The sequence below is a fragment of the Paenibacillus solanacearum genome, from assembly GCF_910593845.1.
Classification (GTDB): Bacteria; Bacillota; Bacilli; order Paenibacillales; family NBRC-103111; genus Paenibacillus_G; species Paenibacillus_G solanacearum.
The window spans coordinates 64753-84143 of sequence record NZ_CAJVAS010000014.1 but is presented as its reverse complement, the minus strand read 5'-3'; the positions used below and the strand labels follow the sequence as shown (position 1 = coordinate 84143).

Genomic DNA, 19391 nt, shown 5'->3' with positions numbered 1-19391 from the left:
TAGCTGCAAGTTCGTGACGGGGGGCAGCATCCGACGAAGGAGATCCCGACCTTTGCGACGCGGATGGATACATGCCGCTAGGAATACAATCGATGATTTTGCTCCGCACCTGCTGTTTGGGATAAAGTCGACGATATTGCTCCGCACATGCCGCTCCGGCCGAGTCGAGTTGGAAATACCTATTAATCATTCGGCAAACCGAACTAATTTCGCATCAAAATCGCAAAAACGCCTCTGTAGTTGGCAAAATCGAACTGTACAAAGGGGTAGCGCTTTGAATAGTTCGATTTCCCTGTTATTTGGCGATTTTACTATATTTCACTTGAGAATTATTCGATTTAGCCTACTAATTGTACGATTCTCCCTACAAAAATACGTCCGTTCCCGATGGGGACATAATCGACGATATTGCTCCGCACATGCCGCTAGGGATAAAGTCGACGATATTGCCCCGCACATGCACTCCGGCCGAGTCGAGTTGGAAATACCTATTAATCATTCGGCAAACCGAACTAATTTCGCATCAAAATCGCAAAACCGCCGCTGTAGTTGGCAAAATCGAACTGTACAAAGGGGTAGCGCTTTGAATAGTTCGATTTCCCTGTTATTTGGCGATTTTACTATATTTCACTTGAGAATCATTTGATTTAGCCTACTAATTGTACGGTTCTCCCTACTAAATACGTCCGTTCCCGCCCGGAGGCTTGGATTACCGGTCCGGGGCATAGAGATTACCCCGCCCGGAGGCTTGGATTACCGGTCCGGGGCCTGGAGATTAGCCCGCCCGGAGGCTCGGATTACCGGTCCGGGGCCCTTGGAGATTACCCCGCCGCGAGGCTTGGATTACCGGTCCGGGTAGAGTCACCCTCCCAGCGGCTTAGAGCACCCCGTCCGGGCGCAGCCTCGGAGCATAGCTTGCCACATAGCATTTGCGCTCGAACCCGAACCCGAGAACGCGTTTCGCCGACACACGGGCGCGTTCCGTCCTTGCGCCGAGGAGACACTCGCCAAGCAACCCCGCCCGCGACGGTTTGAAGTTAATATTTATGAATTTGTTGTTAATATTCATGATGTTCACGCCTGGCCTGCGGACATTATGATGGAAGCGTCAGGACATTAGTCCTTGACCAGATCGCGGAAGGAGGACGGAAGGAAGCCGGTATGCTTCTTGAACGCCGGCGTAAAGTTCGTCGGCTCCATCCCGACTTCGCGGGCGATTTCCGCCACCGGGAGACGGGTCGAGAGCAGCAGCGATTTGGCCTTTTCCATCCGCAGATGATGAATATATTGAACGGGGGAGGTGCCGAGCACAGATTGGAAATACCGTATAAAATAATTCGGATGATAGTGGACGAGCTGCGCAAGCTGCCGGGTCGTTATCCGCTCGGAAAGATGCTGCTCGATGTAGGTGATGATCGTCCCGATTTTTTCCGTTTTGACCGTCCGGGACAAAGGCATGACGTCTTCCAGCGCGTGATCGATAAAGTGACTGAGCAGCTCGAGCATGGACGCTTTGATCATTAAGTTGGAGGTTCGGCGTTTGTGCTCGAAATGAAACAGAATTTGATGGAGCAGTTGCGCGACTCTGGCTTTATCGCCGACTTCCAGGCAAATGGGGAAATTGTACATGCGAAACAAGTCGTTATCCCCGATCTTCGCTTTGAAGAAGCACCAATACTTCGTAAAGCCGTTGGCGCTGATCGAGGAATAGGCTTGGCGTGTTCCGCCGGGCATAATGACAAGACTTCCGGCTCTCGGGTAATAACGAGTGCCATCCACTTCCACGTAGCCTTCGCCGTCAAGGATATAAAACATCCGGTTATGCTGGATCACATGATCGTCCCGCTTCCACTCCGGCCCTACTTGATCGTAGCCGGCGGCCATGAGGTGAATGGACAGTTTACCCAGAAGATGGCGAAACGGATCGTCCTGGTGCGGGCTTTTCAACACGTTCGGCCTCCCGTATAAGAAATCGATTATGAATAGGTTACCAGTGAAGCACGTCATTGTAAACAATGAAAGCGCATACGTTAAAGGGGTGTTCCTATGAAAAAGAGAATGATTATGGCAACAGCTTGTTGGATGCTGACATCGGTCACATTGGCGGCTTGCGGAGGAAACGGGCCGGCACCGGACGGAGCAGCTGCCGGCGGCAAGGAAGGCGCAGTGGCCGACAAGTATGCGAATCTCAGTAAGCCGGTGACGATCGTGTTTCAATCGGCTTATAACGAGACGGATACGGCGAGTGTGGAAAAGACGATGTTTAACCGGATTCGGCAAAAATTTCCGAATGTCACGCCGGTTTATATTCAGCGGGGCAAGGGCACTACGATTCAGGATCTGATTACGGCAGGCACCATTCCCGATATATTGTGGGGCAATCTCTCGTCGGTGAACGAATTGATTCTCAGCACCGATCTGGGATTCGATTTGACCGATCTGGCCAAGAAGTATAATTATGATCTCAGCCAGTTCTCGCCAACCGCTCTCGACGGCATCAAGAACACGAACGAGAAGGGTCAACTGCTCGGTCTTCCCAAAAATAACTTGAAGCCGGCCGTATTGTTTTACAATAAGGATCTGTTCGATAAGTTCGGCGTTCCCTACCCGAAGGACGGAATGACTTGGGATCAAACGTACGAACTGGCCAAAAAAATGACTCGTATGGAGAACGGAGACCAAATCAACGGCTTCACGATGTTCCCGAACGGGGTGCTGCGGGATAACGCGCTGTCCGTTCCGGCGATGGATTCCAAGGAAGATAAGCTGCAGGGCTCCGATCAATGGGCGGAAATATTCCAAAATTTGAAACGCTTCTTCGACATTCCCGGCAACGAATGGAAGGATCAGGCGAAGAAGTTTCGCGAAGGCAAAGCAGCCATGTACGTGGACCTGATCACGTCGCACGGCGCGATAACCAAATCCGCCATCAACTGGGATATCGCTTCGCTTCCGGTGTATAAGGAGAAGCCGGGCGTCGGTTCACGCATTCCGTACGATTATTATTTCGTTACGAAGACGAGTGCGAATAAAGAAGCCGCCTTCGAGCTGCTGACGTATTTATTGTCCGAGGAATTTCAGCTGGGTGACGCCAAGGACGGCATGCTGCCCTCCACGTCGAAAATCAATATACTGAACGTCTTCGGCGAGAACGTAGAAGGGCTCCGCAGCAAAAATCTGAAAGCGCTGACGGTAAACAAACCGGCGGATGCGCTTCCCAAACGAAGCCAGGGCTTATCGCCGATCAATACGGATATGAACATCAGCAAAGCGTTCGAGAGGGCCGTTACCGGCGCGGAGGATGTGAATACGTCGCTTCGCAAGGCGGACGAGGAAATCCGCAAGGCGGCGGAGGCCGACAAGGCAAAAAACAAAAAATAAGGATGACAGGAAACCCAGTCCGGATAAAGAAGGCGGGATTTCGGATATGAGATTCAATCGCATGACCCTATGGCTCGGCTCCATCGGACTTGCAGCCGTTGCGGCCGTTACGGCTGGTGCCGCCATCACATGGTGGACTGGGGCTCCAGCCATGCCTATGCCGATCAAGGAGGAGACAACGTTGACCGCTGTATTGCCGGAAATCCGGTTCGGAAGCGAGAAAGTAAGCGCGCAGGTCAAGCCGGATAAAGAGTGGAAGGATTACGATACAAGAACGATGAGCCAGCCTTCACGGAGCGGCTATAGCGCGAATCAGCAGGACAAATACGGCGGTCGGACCGATCGGTCGGCTGCGGCCAAAGGCTTCTTTTACGCGACGAATATCGACGGCCGCTGGTGGCTGGTCGACCCGGAGGGGCACTTGTTTATTCATAAAGGGGTCGTCAGCGTTGCCCCGGGCGCTTCCCCCGCGATCACCCGCGCCTTGCTGCAAACGTACGGTATCCAGGATAAGTGGGCGGAGGCGACGGTCAAGCTGCTTCGGGATCACGGGTTTAACGGAACGGGGGCATGGACGAATACCGGGCTGCTTCGGAAGACGACCGCTCCCGTCGTGTATACACAGATGTGGAATTTCATGAGTTCCTACGGCAAGGAGCGCGGCGGGACGTTCCAGCAGCCCGGCCATACGGGGTATCCGAACGACGCCATCTTCGTCTTTGATCCGCAATTTGCGGAGTTTGCCGACCGGTATGCGAAGCAGCTGGCCGTCTTGAAGGACGATCCGTACCTGCTCGGGCACTTCTCCGATAACGAGCTACCTTTTCCTAGCGACTTGCTTGACAAATATTTGAAGCTGAACCCGAATGACCCCGGATACAAGGCGGCGCTTGAATGGGCGGCGGCACGCAAGAAGGTGGATGCGGCGCAATTCAGCAAACAATCCGTGACCGATCAGGACCGGAAAGAGTTCATCGGCTACGTCGCCGACACGTATTATTCCATCGTGAGCCGTGCGATCAAAAAGTACGATCCGAACCATCTGTACCTGGGCTCCCGGATTCATACGGCGAAAGACAACCGCTATTTGTTCGCTGCGGCGGGGAAGCATCTGGACGCCGTCAGCATCAATTATTACGGCGTATGGACGCCAACCCTAAGCAGCTTGCATAACTGGGAGCAATGGTCGGGCAAGCCGGTTATGATCACGGAGTGGTATACGAAAGGGATGGATGCAGGGCTGCCGAACCAGTCCGGGGCAGGCTGGAACGTGAAGACGCAGGAGGACCGCGGCAAGTTTTATCAGCAATATGCCCTCGCGCTGCTGGAATCGAAGGCGGTCGTCGGCTGGCATTGGTTCAAATATATCGACAACGATCCGGAGGATAAGGAGGCGGACCCGTCCAACCGCGATTCGAATAAAGGCATCGTAACCATCAAGTACGAGCCTTATAAGCCGCTGCTGGATCGAATGAAGACGTTGAACGACAGCGTGTACGATCTTATCGACTATTTTGATGCGGGCAAATGATTCCGTCTTTCCTTGAGGCACTGCGGCGGTGAGCGACTGTAAACCTCGAGACAGCGATTCACATAGCTCGTGCAGCGCAAAGGCGCCGTTCATGGTTAAATTCGACGAATTAACGACAAGCCCTTTTATTGACAGAGAATGCTTCCCGCCCCTATAATCGATGTACGCTGGCATGGAAATGAGTTTCCAATCGGCTGTGGAGCCTGCATTGCAGGTTTCTGCAGTTTTTTTGTATAGACAATTTTGTATAGACAATGAGGTTTGGAAAAAGGGGGCTGCGTATGCTCAGAACAGTCGTGTTGTATGCTTTTGTCGTCATTGGCTTCTTGTTTTTCTGTTTGCCCGTTCATGCGGAGCAATATATTGTAAGCGATTCCAATGAGCTTGATAAGGCGGTGAAGGCGGCGCTGCCCGGGGATACGATTGTGATGAAGAACGGGACATGGAAAGATGCGCTCATCCGATTGAACGGAAACAGCGGCGAGCCCGGCAAGGAGATTACGCTGCGGGCGGAAACCGGGGGCAAGGTGCTTCTCACGGGAACGTCGCGCCTGCGCATCGGCAAAGATTATTGGGTGGTGGACGGGCTGCGCTTTCAGGACGGCGGCTTGCCGAATACGTCGTACGGCGGCATCGTCGAATTCCGGGACGGGTCGGGCAAGCATGCCAACCATTCGCGCTTGACGAATACCCAGATTATCGGCTACAACCCGCCGAGCAAGGATACCGATTACAAATGGGTTTCGCTGTTCGGCACGCACAACCGCGTCGATCATTCCCATTTCGAGGGGAAAAATCACGCCGGAGCGCTGCTTGTCGTCTGGAGGTACGGAGACACGGACAAGGACCGGGATTACCATCAAATCGATTACAATTACTTCGGGAAAATTCCCGTCTTCGGCAAAAACGGCGCGGAGGCGATCCGCATCGGCACGAGCGAATATTCCCGTGGGGCTTCCAATACGATAGTGGAATCGAATTTGTTCGAGGAAGCGAACGGGGAAGCCGAGATCATCTCGGTCAAGTCGTGGGAAAACATCATCCGCTATAATACGCTGCGCAATTCGCAGGGCGGCATCGTTCTTCGGCACGGGGACAACAGCGAGGTATACGGAAATTATATTTTGGGCGGCAATCTGTGCAATACGGTCGGCATTCGCATTATCGGCTACGGGCATAAAGTGTACAACAATTACATATCCGGCATCGGCTGCAGCTATAAGCCGCTCAGCGCCGCAATCATCCTGATGAACGGAGATCCGAAGTATAACGAGGATCCGAGCCGCGGCGAGCTGGTGCTCCATACCTACAAGCAGGCGAGGTATGCCGAGATTGTACATAATACGCTGGTCAACAATAAAAATAACGTGCATATCGGCGTCGGGTCCGAAGGCTATAACGTTCCGCCGGACAGCATTACGATCGCGAACAATGTCATTTACGGCACAACGGCTCCTTTAATTAACCTGTTGTCCAAACCGACGAACATGACGTATAAGGGCAATGTGATGTTCGGGGCGGGATTAGGCATCACCCCAGTGCCCGAAGGGATCGTGATGCAAGACCCGGCTGTCGCGATGAGCGGCGACGGACTGTTCCGTCCTTCGGCAGCAAGTCCCGTCAAGGATCAGGCGCAAGGGTCGTTTCCTTACGTCGACAAGGATATGGACGGACAGAGCCGGGACGGCGCGAAGGACGTCGGCGCGGATGAGCTGTCGGCGTCGAAGCCGGAGCGCGCGCCGCTCACGCGCGGGCAGGTCGGGCCGTCGTGGCTGGAGGCTCCGCCCGCGGCCGCGCCGGCCGCTTCGTCTGCATCGACTGCAGCGGTCCAGGCGTCGGCGAGCGCCGCATCCGCGAACAGCACCGCGCCGGCAGCAGGGCTGGCCGCGTCGGGTTCGCCCCAGGCGACGACGGAAGCGAGCGGGGGAAGCGGCGGCTATACGATGTACATGGCCTCGGCCGGCGTGGTTCTAGCGGGCGTTCTCGTCTGGGGGATCGGCAGAGGGCGAAGAAGAAAAGGCCGCGGAGCATGAGACGCGTGCGCGACGGAAGGGAATCGGTCTCCGAACAATCGTGATACGGGTAAATAAAGAGCTGTCCTGCAAGCGTTCGCGTAACGCGGGAACGATCTGATCTAACGATGAAAGGACCTCAAGCCCCACTGAACTGCAGTGGAGGCAGAGGTCCTTTTTGCTTGAAGAAGCTCGGCTTTAAGTGCCTTCGCATCGAATGCCGAGCGGCATACAGCCGGCAGCTCAGGATTACGGCTGTGCCGGTTTGGCCTCGGAGGTGATCATCCAATGAACACCGAATTTATCCTCGATTTGTCCGAATAGCGAGCCCCAAAACTCCTGCTTGAGCGGATGCTTCACGATGCCGCCTTCCGCCAGCCGTTCGAATGCCTGGCGGGCTTCGGCTTCCGTACCGAATTCAAGGTTCAAATTGATCACGTTCCCGTGAACGGGCGGATCGGCTGGACAGTCGCACATGAAAAATTGCAGCCCTGCGGCGATCATGTCGAGATGCATCACTTTGTCCTTAAGCGCTTCGCTTGCGTCGGGGAGTTGTCCGAAGGTCGATACATTCAAGATTTCCCCGCCGAGCGCCTTTACATAAAATTGCGCCTGAGCCTGGGCATCCTCCGAAAAAATATACGGTGTTAACTTCGCCATCTTCAACTTCCTTTCCATGGTTTCGTTGTTCATTATTTCATTATTTCTTTGCTTCTCGCTTTCATTGTAGCAAACGGGGCAAATCGAAATTTCTTACCGATTGCTATGTTGGCATCCCGATGCCGATTGTATGTAAAGCGAGCGGTGGGGACGGCCGGAATCTGCATAATGGCGCCCAAATTGACAAAGAATACCTTTGTTTCCAGACGAGGAGGTCATGAAAGCGATGAAGGATGGATTGCGGGGCAAGTGGATGATCGGCCTGTTCGTTTTACTGGCTGTAATCATCGCAACGGCAGGCTGCACGGCGGCGAACAAGACGCTGAAGGTAGGCATTGAAAGCAATTTCCGGCCGTTCACGTATACCGAAGGGGGAGAGAGCAAAGGCTTCGAGGTGGAATTGTGGCAGGCGATTTCCCAAGAAGCGAATTTGAAATACGAGCTGGTGCCGATGGAGCAAAGCGAGCTGAACAAAGCCGTGCAGGCGGGCAAGATCGACTTGGCGATCGCCGGGATGACGGTGAACAAGGCGCGCAAGGACAATTTCGTATTCTCTGACCCGTATTTTCAGACGGGCTTGGTCATCCTTACGCAGGCCGACAGTCCGATCAAGGGGAAAGACGATTTGGCGAATAAAGTCATCGCGACGAAAACCGGCTCGACCGCGTATACATTTGCCGGCGGCATAACGGGGATCAAGGAAGTGCGCGGGTATCCGGATATTTCCGAAGCGTATGACCAGTTGAAAAACAAATCGGTGGATGCGGTCATTTTCGACGAGCGCAACGTGCATGATTTTCAGCAAAACGGCGGAGAAGGCAAAGTAAAGATCGCCGGCGAAGTGCTGAATAAGGAGAGCTACGCGATCATCGCCAAAAAGCGCAGCAAATACATCGGCCGCATCAATCAGGCGATCGGTAAAGTCGTCAAGGACGGAACCTACGAGACGCTGTACGGCAAATGGTTCGGCGGGAAGCCGGCGAAGCTGCCCGGCAAATGAATGTCCGCGCGGGATTCGACCGACCGCTGCGCATATAACCGCTCCATGATTCGTCCGTCTGACAGCGCAGGCGGACTTTTTATTTTCAGTCTCCCTTTTCCGCACGGGAAGCGATATAATGAAACCGAATGCGTTTACATAGGCGCCGCGCAAGCGGCGTGACCGGATGACCGGCCATCGTCATAGGCCTGGCGTTTCATAATACGCGGAGGTGACAAGCTGTGAAATTATCGTTTACCACTTTGGGATGTCCCGACTGGGAGCTGGATCTGATTATTCGAAGGGCTGCGGAATACGGCTTTGACGCGGTCGATTTTCGCGGCGTGGCCGGAGAGATGAACATTTACAAGCTGCCGGCGTTCGCCGAATCGGCCCGGCAAACGCGCGACGAGATCAGGGCTGCCGGGCTGGAAGTATCGTGCTTTTCCAGTTCGGTGAAGGTATTCTCCCGCGATACGATAGAGAGTCAGCTGCTCGAGATCGAAGCGTACGCCAAGCTGTGCGCGCTCTTCGAAACGCCGTATATTCGCGTGTTCGGCGGCTCGATCAAAGGCACCGAACGCGAGGAAGCGGTGCAAATCATGGTGCGGCACTTCCACGAGCTGGGCGCCGTGGCCAAACAATATGGTGCGAAGCTGCTGCTGGAGACGCATGACGACTGGACTTCGTGCGGCGACGTGCTTGCGGTCATGGAACAGGTGGACCCGGAGGCCGTTGGCGTGCTGTGGGACTTGCACCATCCGTACCGGATGGCCGGGGAGCAGCCGGAGGATACATGGGCGACCTTGGGCCGCTGGATACAATACACGCATGTAAAGGACTCCATCGTGAAGCCGGATAGCGGACGCCCGTTTCAATATTGTCTGGCCGGCGAGGGCGATGTCCCGCTGGAGTCGATGTACAGGCTGCTGCACCGCAGCGGCTATGAAGGATATTACACGCTGGAATGGGAGAAGAAATGGCATCCGGATCTGCAGGAGGCGGACATTGCTTTCCCGCAATATGTCGACTATATGAGGAAGCTCGATTAACGGCGCAACCGGCCGTACAGGACGAACGCTGCGGACAGAGTCACATCCGCGCGTTCGTTTTTTGGTGTTTTTGCATGATGAGGCCGTCGGGCCTGGCGTGCCCGGTGCTGCCGTATATTGGCGGGCGCGGCAGGCAAAGCTAACCAACAGAGAAGCCGGCGGGGCCGGCCTAAATCTTCGTCGCTAAAAGGAACGTGACCTATGGAGCACACATGCGATTTCTCGCCGCTCAAGCTGGAGCTTAAGGAACGGCTCTTGGGCCTGGTCGGTAAGATGAAGGTCGCCATCACGGAGCTGGAGCAGGACAAGCAGTGCCTACTGAACGAATTTCAGCAGATCAGCGCGGAGCTGGCGACGACCGAGTCGATGGCGGCCGCTTTTTATTTGAAATGCTATTTGTCCGCCTATACCGATAAATATACGGATATTTCGATTTGCGTCCGCCGGCTGTCCGAGCGAAGACACGGCGCGCTTATCGTCGTGGAGCGCGGCGATTCGCTCGACGACTGGGTGACGGCGGGAATTCCGGTCGATGCCGAATTAAGCCCGGCTTTGCTGGAATCCGTATTCGTGCCGGGCGCTCCGCTGCATGACGGAGCGGTGCGGATCAGGCAGAACAAGCTCGTATCGGCGGCGAACGTGCTGCCGTTAAGCGCGCTTGCCTCCGAGAAAAAGCTCGGCACGCGCCACCGGGCGGCGATTGGAATTACCGAGCGGTGCGATGCGCTGGCGATCGTCGTCTCGGAAGAGACCGGGAGAGCTTCCTTTTGCTTGAACGGCAAATTGTACGCATTCGCCCTCGCCTGAACGCACGGAAAAGAAGCCATGCGGCCCGCATGGCTTCTTTCGGTATGCCCGGCAGGGGCATCCTCTCCAGGATGATCATCCAATTTGCTCGATCCATCCGGGCGGACCTGTACGACTAAATATACCCCGCCCACTCGATATGAGCATGCCCTTCTGACGTTTCTTGCTCTGGCTCGGCTTCCTCCACGATCGTTTCTTCCGCCGGTTCCCGTTCTTCAGGCTCCATGGAACAACCCTCCTTTCCGCTGAGCCGGTAATTCCAGGGACAGCGCCGGTCGTATTATTCGCCGAACCGGTTTGAATTAAACGCGGAGGCAAAGCTTGGAAAAAATCGTATTGAAAATCAAATCATATTGTTATAACATAAACACATTAATACAAATGATAATACAATTCATCTTTGTTATGACAAATAACGATGGGAGAGGGCGATGGCGAGTGGATCGAAAGCCAAACATTGTACTTATTTTAAATGATGACATGGGGTATTCCGACATTGGATGCTACGGAGGGGAAGTGGATACGCCGCATTTGAACCAGCTTGCGGCAAGCGGCTTGCGGTTCACGCAATTTTACAACACGGCCCGGTGCAGCCCCTCCCGCGCTTCGCTGCTGACGGGACTGCATCCGCATCAAACCGGGATTGGCGTCCTGACGTACGATATGGGGCCGGAAGGGTATCCGGGGAACTTGAACAAGGAATGCGTGACCATCGCCGAGGTGTTGAAAGAAAGCGGTTACGCAACCTATATGAGCGGCAAATGGCATATCGCCGGCAGCCTGCTCGAGCCGACCGATGCGTGGCCGATGCAGCGGGGATTCGATCAGTTTTACGGGACGATTATCGGGGCGGGAAGCTTTTACGATCCGAATACGTTGACGCGCGGCAACGATAACATCGAGCATGAAGCGGCCGAGGACGAGAACTTCTTCTACACCGATGCGATCAGCGATCAGGCGGTCCGCTATATTGAAGACCACACGGCCCGGCATCCGGACCAGCCGTTCTTCCAGTATGTCGCTTATACGGCGCCCCACTGGCCGCTGCACGCGCATGAGGAGGATATCGCCAAGTACAAGGGGCGCTTCGATTCAGGCTGGGACCGGCTCAGAGAGGAACGGCTGCAGCGAATGATCGACATGGGTCTCATTGATCCGTCCTGGCGATTGACCGGGCGCGATGCGAGCCAACCGGCTTGGGAAGACGCCGAGCATAAGGAATGGCTGCTCCGCTGCATGGAGGTATACGCGGCGCAAATCGACCGGATGGATCAAGGCATCGGCAAAATCATACGATCGCTGGAGCAGACGGGACAGCTCGAAAATACGGTCATAATCTTTTTATCCGACAACGGCGCGTGTGCGGAGGATATTCCAGTGAACGTGAGCGGCGAAGAGCTGGTGGACCAGTTGATGATCGCCAAGCTGAAAACCCGCCAAGGGGAGGACGTCGTTTTCGGCAACCATCCGCACATCATGCCGGGCCCTGAAAATACATACCAAAGCTACGGCAAAGCGTGGGCGAATCTGTCAAATACGCCGTTTAGACTGTATAAGCATTGGGCGCACGAAGGCGGCATTGCGACGCCGTTCATTGTGCATTGGCCGGCCGGCATCGCCGAGAAGGGGGCTTTGCGGCATACCCCTGCGCAACTGACCGACGTGATGGCCACCGTGCTGGAGCTTACCGGCTCGTCCTACCCGGCGGCGTACAAGGGGAACGCGATTTTGCCGCTGGAAGGACAAAGCTTAGTTCCGGTAATCGCTTCCGATACGTTCGAACGCAAGCCATTGTATATGGAGCATGAAGGCAATGCTTGCGTGCGGGCTGGCAAGTGGAAGCTGGTGCGTAATTATCCAAGCGATTGGGAATTGTTCGACATGGAGGCCGACCGGACGGAGATGAACGATTTGGCCGGCGTTTACCCGGAGCGGGTGAAGGAGATGAGCGAGCAATACGAGGCTTGGGCTGCACGCTGCAAGGTGGTGCCGCGGCATAAAATCGTGGACATTCTGAAGCGAAACGGGGTTCAAGCCTTCTGGGAGGAAGAACAGGCGCCGCATTGAGAGGCGGCAGCCGGACACACCGCAATTCGGCATCAGCGATTGCCGGCAGAAAGGAATGGCGTATAGATCGATGAATGAACAGACGAACGGCGGCGCCAATGGCGCAGCGCCCAAACGAACGATCGACCCCCAAAGCGGCATGCCGCTTCATCTGCAAATCCGCGATATTATTCGGCATGAAGCGCTGCACGACGGATTGGTCGACGAAACGGGGAAAATGCCCACCGAGCACGAGCTGGTCAAACGGTTCGGCGTCAGCAGGGTCACGGTGCGCAGCGCACTGCAAAGTTTGGTGGAGGAAGGGCTGCTCGTCCGCGAAAGGGGACGGGGAACGTTCCTCAAGACGAATCATGCGGAGCGCTGGGTCGGACAGCTTATGGGCTTCACCGAAACGATCGAGGAAGCGGGATTCGCGCCCGGTGCCCGCATCATCGGCCAAGGGATGACCAACAAGCTGCCGGAGCAGGTGAAGGCAAGCTTGAACCAGCGGGCGGCCTGGGCGCTGAAGCGGCTCCGGCTCGCCGACGGCAAGCCGATTGCAATCGAGCACGCGTACTTCCCGCCGGAAATCGGGCTCGAACTGGAAACGCGGGATTTAACCTCGATCGCGATGTATAAGGTGCTGGAGGAAGAGCTGGGCATTCCGCTGAACGAAGCCAAACAGATGATCAGCGCGGTCAATGCCAGCGAGGAAGAAGCGGAGCAGCTCGGCGTCGCTGTAAACGACGCGCTGCTCCATATCGAGCGGGTGACGTATTCGCATGAGATGCAGCCGGTCGAAGTGCTGTCCGCCGTATACCGGCCGGACTACTTTCAATATATGGTACAGCTATCCAGGAAAAGGCCGTACGGCGGAGGATAGGAACGGACCCGGCCTTATGCAGGCCGGCGAGCAATGGGACGATACAAGGAGGAGTTGCAGCGTGAATATGTCGGATCGGATTACATTTTTCGGAGGTCTGGAAACGACGGGCGGCGTTCAGTTATTGTACGGCAGAGGCCATACCGGCGTTCTTTTCGACTGCGGCATTGCGCACAAAGATTTGATCGACGTCTCGAGCGTATTTACGTTTAATCCGATGCGAGCGACCCCGGGCAGAGAAGTCAGGCAGTACGTGCTTGGACGGATGGCGCCGCCGCTGCCGCAGTTGTATGCGGAAGAGCAGGCGGCAGCGCTTCGCCCTGACGATCTGTCCAAGATATGGCATGGCCGCGAGTTTCCCGACTATGACCGGATCAGCATATTCGTCGGCCATATGCATCAGGATCATATGGCGCTGCTGCCATATTTGCGCGAAGGCATTCAGGTGTATATGCACCGCGATGCCTATGCGTTATACCGCGGTATGGTCGCATCGGGCGAATATGCGGATACGCTGGCGACGATCGTTCCGCTAGATGATTTGGCGGTCGTCGATTTCGGCGCGTTTCGCTTTCAGATCGTCGAGATGGACCATAATACGGTCGGCGCATCCGGCTATATTATCGAAAGCGACGAGCGCACGGTCGCCTTTACCGGCGATTGGCGGCGCCATGGCCGCCATCCCGAGCGGATCGACCGCTTTATCCGCTTGTGCCGGGAGAAGAAGGCCGAGCTGCTCATCACCGAGGCGACGAAGGCGCCGGCCGAGCCGGGCGCGAACCAGAAGCCGCCGCGTCCGGAAGCCGAGGTGCTGGCGCAGTTCGCCGGGGTACTCGCCGAGGCGCAAGGCATGGTGTACGCGCAGCTGCTGTCCAGAGATCTGGAACGGATCGCCGATTTCATTCAGCTTGCCGCAAGCGCCGGACGGCAGGCAGTCATGGATGCCCGGTTGGCCGCGCTGTGGCATGAAGCGCTTGCGCAGGGCGTATGCGCGCTTGCCGGCCATCCCGCAGCAGCTTCACCGGAAGCGGTGCAAGTGCTCGATATGACAAGCGCGGGCCGCGTGCTGCCGTATGCATCCGTTACGCTGGAGCAACTGATCGAGCGAAAGCAGGACTACGTCTATTTTATTGCTTATCCGAATATCGCCCATTTGATCGAGCTGGAGTCGCTGGGGGATACGGGAGTTCCCTCCCATTACGTCCATGCGGACCATCCGGTCAATCCGGGCAACAGTTCAATCGGCAAAATGATCTCGACTTACGGCATCGTGGCTCATACGATCGGCAACGGGGGCCATGCCTCGGCGGCCGACGTATCGGATCTGATCGAACAAATCGCTCCGTCCACAGTCATTCCGCTGCACAGCTGGCATCCGAAGCATCTCGATACGCGCGCGGTGCCCGCGTATTATCCGCAGCGCGGGGAAACGGCGGCAGTCGCAGACCTGATCGGAGCGGGCGTCCGCCGATGCGGGGAAGACGCATTGCCGTCGTCCGGAGCAAAGGCGTAGCAGCCGGGCTGCGGTCAGCATCCATATAGGGGAAAGGGGGCATCGCCGCGCATGCCGCTCATGCACGGGGGACGTGGCGATACCCTTTATGGCGCAAAGGGAACAGAAGAATGGAGAGAGAAAATGAAAGACGGACGACACCTAAACACCTTGTTATTTGATTTGGACGGCACGCTGCTGGATAGCAGAGACTTCCTCATTCAGGCGTCCTACGAGACGATGGAGGCCTATTTTCCGGGCGCGTGTCCTTATGACTACATTCGGGAAAATTTCGGAATCGGCTTCTCCCACTATTTGCCCCAAGAGCCGTCCGCTTTGCGGGAGGAGGCGCTGCAGCGCTTTTTTACGCTCAAAATGAACCATTATCACGAAAAATCGACGGTATTCCCCGGCGTCATCGAAGGCTTGAAGGCGCTGAAGGAAAGCGGCCGCCGTCTGGGCATTGTGACGAATCAGCAGAAGGCTGTCACGGAACAAGCGCTGGCGGCGTTCGGCATGGCCGATCTGTTCGACATCGTCGTTGCCATTGAAGACGTTGCGAAGGGGAAGCCGGACCCGGAAGGCATCCACCAGGCGATGCGCGCGATCGGCGCCGCACCGGAAACGACCGCGATGGCGGGAGATTCGGCATACGATCTGCTGGCGGCCCGCAATGCGGGAGTCGCCTCCGTCTATCTGACGTGGTACGAGCAGATGGAGACGCTGGAGCACTGCAGCCCCGACTGGACATGCGCCAGCTTCGAGCAGCTGCGTGCCATCGTAGGCAGCGAATCCTGATGTCCAAGGGAGCTTGAGGAGAGGCTGCGCCGCTTGCTGGGCCGCGGTTTTCATCGTCATGCGCCTGGGTACGAAGCTTATTCGTTTTCGCGCATTTTTGTTGAGATTATGCGTAGATTTATGCGGTTCCCTTCTCTATAATAAACGGGAGGAAATTTATGGAGAACATCGCCGGCTTGCGGCGGCTCCATGACCAATGAACGATGATGGGAGCTGGAACTCGATGAAACTTACTTTCTTGGGAACGGCGGCGGCCGAAGGCATTCCTTCCGCCTTTTGCGACTGTCCGACATGCGATCATGCGCGCCAACATTTGGGCAAGAACGTGCGCAAACGCCAGGCCGTGCTGGTGAACGACGACCTGCTGATCGATAACGGTCCCGACGTGTACGCCGCCTGCGGCATGTACGGCATCTCGCTGGTTCAGGTCAAATACAATCTGATCACGCACAGTCATAGTGACCACTTCCTCGGTTCGAATCTGGCGATGCGGACAAGATCGTTTCGCCGCCAATCGACAATCGTTCCGATGCAGCTGACAGCGCCTCCATCCGTGTTCAAACTGTTCGGCCAAGGCAATGACGAAGCGCTGGACTTGACGCGGATGACGATTGTTCCGAACCAGTCGTTCGAGCTGCCGCCGTACCGGATCCAATCGCTGACCGCTTCCCATCATGAAGCGTCCGGCGACGCGATGAATTTTATTATCGACGACGGCAGCAAGAAGCTGCTGTTCGCTTCCGACACCGGGATGTACAAGGAGCAAGTATGGGATGAGATGGCCGGCCATTCATTTGATTTGATCATTATTGAATCGACGACGACGGATACGGACCATCAGAAGGTTCACCTGAATTATTCGGGTGTACATACGATGCTGGAAAAAATGGAGCAGATCGGCGCCAAACGGCCGGATACGACCGTCTACGTCTCGCACTTCTCGCATCAGCATAACCCGTCGCATGACGAGCTTGTCGAGCTGTACGGGCGGACCGGCATTCATGTGGCCTATGACGGCATGACGCTGGAATTATAAGCCTCATCATTTCATTCAGACAAGGCAAAAAAGAGCTGCCCCGGCATGATCGCCGCAGGCAGCTTTTTGTGCGAGATTTTAATAATGGACTGAGAGCATTGACCCTTGTTTCATGTTGAATGTGGGCAGCGGCGTCCGGGGCAGGGATACTCGGAAACGCCGCTGCCCGCCTGATGGCTTACCGTCTAGCTGCTTACGATGGGAGCGCCTCGATCTCCAGGCACGCCATCACGAACGGGGCGAAGCCCTTCGGATCGTCGCGCCGGGTCGGCTCGCTGATGTAATAATCGTACGAGCCGTCGCGGTAAGGCTTGTTGCCGAGCCCGGCGACGCTGCATATGCCGTTCAGATGCAGGGAGCCGTCCGCATCGCGCTCGACGTACCGGTCCAGCAAGCCCTGATGCGCCTTACGGGCCGCTCGAAGCGCCGAGCCGCCGAGATAGCCTTTCCTCGCGCCTTTGGTCAAGGCACAGGCGAACATGGCCGAGCCGGAGGATTCCAAATAATTGCCCTCCCGGCCGCCTTGATCCAGCACCTGGTACCACAGTCCGCTTTCTTGATCCTGCATTTCCATAATCGCTTCGGCCAGCCGGTAAAAGATGCCGATCACTTGACCGCGCTTCGGATGGTCGACGGGAAGGAAGTCGAGCACGTCGACGACGGCCATGACGTACCAGCCGAGCGCACGCCCCCAGAAGTTCGGGGAACAGCCAGTCTGCTTGTCCGCCCAGCGCTGCTCCCGGCTCTCGTCCCAGCCGTGGTACAGCAGTCCGTTTCGCGGGTCGCGGGAGACGCGCTCCATGAGCAAAATTTCGTTTGCGACGTCGTCGTACCATTCGTGCTCGCCGAACGTTTGCGCGTACTGCGCCAGGAAAGGCGACGTCATGTACACGCCATCCAGCCACATTTGGAACGGGTAAATCTTTTTATGCCACAGTCCGCCTTCGCTCGTGCGCGGATGTCCTTTCAACTGCGTGACGAGCAGCTCGATCGCCTGCCGATACTTGTTCTCCCCGGTTTCCCGGTGAAGCAGAAACAGCGTTTTGCCCTGATTGATCATATCCACGTTATATTCATTCAACGAGTACGTATCGATAGAGCCGTCATTCTTGATAAACAAATCCATATTTTCCTTGATATAGCGAAAATAACGGTCGTCTCCGGTGCGCTCCCGCATCCGTTCGAATGCAGTTAATATGCAGCCGTTCTCATAGTTCCAGCAGCGGCGTTTTTGAAACGGCATATCCGATACAAGCGGGTATTGCTTCATGAAGGATTCGGACATTGCCACAGACCACGGTACGCTCACACAAGATTCCTCCTCGGGCCGATTTGTCCCCTATGTTAGCGCATCGAATACATCTGTACAACCCATCCGCGCAAAATGGGCAATATCGTATCATTCCGCGAAGTATAACGCAAAAAATGCAAAGCTTTTGGCGGCGCAGCGCAGCGCGGGTCGCCGTTCACGCCAGAAAACGCCCATGCCATCGGACAGGGCGCTTTCGTCATGCACGTTTGAGAAGCCTTAGCGTAACGACTAAAAAATGCGGTGCTTCCAGCCACTCAGTTTGGCGATTATCGTTATTATGATCATTGAAACGTTTAAATAAACAATTCGATTATACTTCTGAAGCGCTTTCGTGGGAAGCGAACGGTCCTCCAGGACAAGAAAGCAGGTGATTCATTGGCGAGCAGGCTCATAGGATAAAAGATAAACGCCCATACGGAGGGATAACCGATGGCCATCAAACCGCCGCTGCTGCGGCAAGGAGATACGATAGGCATCGTTACGCTGGGCAGCCCGCTCGCAGCGGACGTGATTGACGACAGGGTGGCGGCGCTGGAGGCGATGGGATTTAAGGTCGTATTAGGGGAATACGTGTATGCTTCCGACGGTTTTCTGGCCGGCACCGATCAGGAGCGGGCGTCGGATTTTATGAGCATGATCCATAATCCCGAGGTCAAGCTCATTCTCCCGGCCCGGGGCGGGGTCGGCGTTGCGGGAATATTGCCGTATCTCGATTTTCAGGCAATCGCGCGCAATCCGAAGCTTGTGACGGGATACAGCGATATTACGGTGCTGCTCAACGCGCTGTACCAGTTTGCCAATCTGATTACGCTGCACAGCTTGCTGTTGATCAGCTTTTCGCCGAAGGAGCCGGAATATAACTTCACGCAGTTTTTCGAAGCTGCGTCCGTCATGCGAAGCATCCGGCCGATTCTTAATCCTCCGGGCATGACGCTGGCCGGCAGAATTGGGGGAAGCGTCTACGGGCCGGTGGTCGGCGGCAACGTGACATCCTTCGTCGATTCGATCGGTACGCCGTTTGAGATCGATACCCGGGGAAAAATATTGCTGCTGGAAGAGACGGACGAGCCGATCAATCGTTTGTACCGCATGATCAAACATTTGCAGATGGCGGGCAAGTTCGATGATTGCGCCGGTATCGTGATGGGGCAGTGCACAAACTGCGCGGCCGCATACGGTCAAACGTACGAGGACTTGATCAACGAAACGATCGTCCCGCTCGGCAAGCCGCTTCTGACGAATATGGCGACCGGACACGGCGCGTACAAGGCGGCTATTCCGATCGGAGCGATGACCCATCTGGACGCCGACGCAGGGACGCTCACCGTCGTTCAGGGCACAGTAAGCCCGTAACGGGAAACGGAATCGTCCCGCTTCTTTTCCATGGGTATAAGCCCCATCG

At 55.9% G+C, this 19391-nt stretch carries 16 protein-coding genes; 12 read left to right on the top strand and 4 right to left on the bottom strand.

Annotated features, from left to right (window positions below; translation table 11 throughout):
• Positions 1–877: 877 nt before the first annotated feature.
• Positions 878–1069 (bottom strand): hypothetical protein, encoded by a 192-nt coding sequence (locus tag KXG62_RS16815; protein ID WP_218093158.1) that lies wholly within the window; start codon positions 1067–1069, stop codon positions 878–880.
• Between the two features lie 47 nt (positions 1070–1116).
• On the bottom strand, positions 1117–1950 hold the full coding sequence (locus KXG62_RS16810) for an AraC family transcriptional regulator (RefSeq protein WP_218093157.1): 834 nt from the start codon (positions 1948–1950) through the stop codon (positions 1117–1119).
• A gap of 96 nt (positions 1951–2046) precedes the next feature.
• On the opposite strand from KXG62_RS16810, the gene KXG62_RS16805 reads away from it, so the two are divergent.
• The 3 genes from KXG62_RS16805 (at position 2047) to KXG62_RS16795 (ending at position 6945) form a co-directional block, all read left to right on the top strand.
• Positions 2047–3381, top strand: coding sequence for an ABC transporter substrate-binding protein (locus tag KXG62_RS16805; RefSeq protein ID WP_218093156.1), 1335 nt, complete (start codon positions 2047–2049; stop codon positions 3379–3381).
• A gap of 46 nt (positions 3382–3427) precedes the next feature.
• Positions 3428–4912: a hypothetical protein gene (locus KXG62_RS16800; RefSeq protein ID WP_218093155.1), complete on the top strand. Its 1485-nt coding sequence runs from the start codon at positions 3428–3430 to the stop codon at positions 4910–4912.
• A 281-nt stretch (positions 4913–5193) separates the two neighbouring features.
• Positions 5194–6945 (top strand): polysaccharide lyase 6 family protein, encoded by a 1752-nt coding sequence (locus KXG62_RS16795; protein WP_218093154.1) that lies wholly within the window; start codon positions 5194–5196, stop codon positions 6943–6945.
• 228 nt (positions 6946–7173) lie between these two features.
• On the opposite strand, the gene KXG62_RS16790 is transcribed toward KXG62_RS16795, so the two are convergent.
• Positions 7174–7584, bottom strand: coding sequence for a VOC family protein (locus tag KXG62_RS16790; protein WP_218093153.1), 411 nt, complete (start codon positions 7582–7584; stop codon positions 7174–7176).
• 226 nt (positions 7585–7810) lie between these two features.
• Here KXG62_RS16790 and KXG62_RS16785 point away from each other — a divergent pair, with 226 nt between their 5' ends.
• From KXG62_RS16785 to KXG62_RS16750, 8 genes are all read left to right on the top strand, one after another.
• Positions 7811–8584 (top strand): transporter substrate-binding domain-containing protein, encoded by a 774-nt coding sequence (locus KXG62_RS16785; RefSeq protein ID WP_218093152.1) that lies wholly within the window; start codon positions 7811–7813, stop codon positions 8582–8584.
• Between the two features lie 221 nt (positions 8585–8805).
• Positions 8806–9615, top strand: a complete 810-nt coding sequence (locus KXG62_RS16780) for a sugar phosphate isomerase/epimerase family protein (RefSeq protein WP_218093151.1) — start codon at positions 8806–8808, stop codon at positions 9613–9615.
• 201 nt (positions 9616–9816) lie between these two features.
• Entirely contained in the window at positions 9817–10422 is a 606-nt protein-coding gene (cdaS, locus tag KXG62_RS16775; RefSeq protein WP_218093150.1) for a sporulation-specific diadenylate cyclase CdaS, read from the top strand.
• Between the two features lie 438 nt (positions 10423–10860).
• Positions 10861–12489 (top strand): arylsulfatase, encoded by a 1629-nt coding sequence (locus KXG62_RS16770; protein WP_218093149.1) that lies wholly within the window; start codon positions 10861–10863, stop codon positions 12487–12489.
• Positions 12490–12559: 70 nt separating this feature from the next.
• On the top strand, positions 12560–13351 hold the full coding sequence (locus tag KXG62_RS16765; RefSeq protein WP_218093148.1) for a GntR family transcriptional regulator: 792 nt from the start codon (positions 12560–12562) through the stop codon (positions 13349–13351).
• Positions 13352–13418: 67 nt separating this feature from the next.
• On the top strand, positions 13419–14864 hold the full coding sequence (locus KXG62_RS16760; RefSeq protein ID WP_246627494.1) for an MBL fold metallo-hydrolase: 1446 nt from the start codon (positions 13419–13421) through the stop codon (positions 14862–14864).
• Between the two features lie 123 nt (positions 14865–14987).
• The gene (locus KXG62_RS16755; protein WP_218093146.1) at positions 14988–15641 is read left to right on the top strand and encodes an HAD family hydrolase; all 654 of its coding nucleotides are present in this window, start codon (positions 14988–14990) and stop codon (positions 15639–15641) included.
• Between the two features lie 223 nt (positions 15642–15864).
• Positions 15865–16677, top strand: coding sequence for an MBL fold metallo-hydrolase (locus KXG62_RS16750; protein ID WP_218093145.1), 813 nt, complete (start codon positions 15865–15867; stop codon positions 16675–16677).
• Between the two features lie 193 nt (positions 16678–16870).
• On the opposite strand, the gene KXG62_RS16745 is transcribed toward KXG62_RS16750, so the two are convergent.
• Positions 16871–17986, bottom strand: a complete 1116-nt coding sequence (locus KXG62_RS16745) for a glycoside hydrolase family 88/105 protein (protein WP_218093144.1) — start codon at positions 17984–17986, stop codon at positions 16871–16873.
• A gap of 432 nt (positions 17987–18418) precedes the next feature.
• Here KXG62_RS16745 and KXG62_RS16740 point away from each other — a divergent pair, with 432 nt between their 5' ends.
• Positions 18419–19342: a S66 peptidase family protein gene (locus KXG62_RS16740; RefSeq protein WP_218093143.1), complete on the top strand. Its 924-nt coding sequence runs from the start codon at positions 18419–18421 to the stop codon at positions 19340–19342.
• Positions 19343–19391 lie beyond the last annotated feature (49 nt).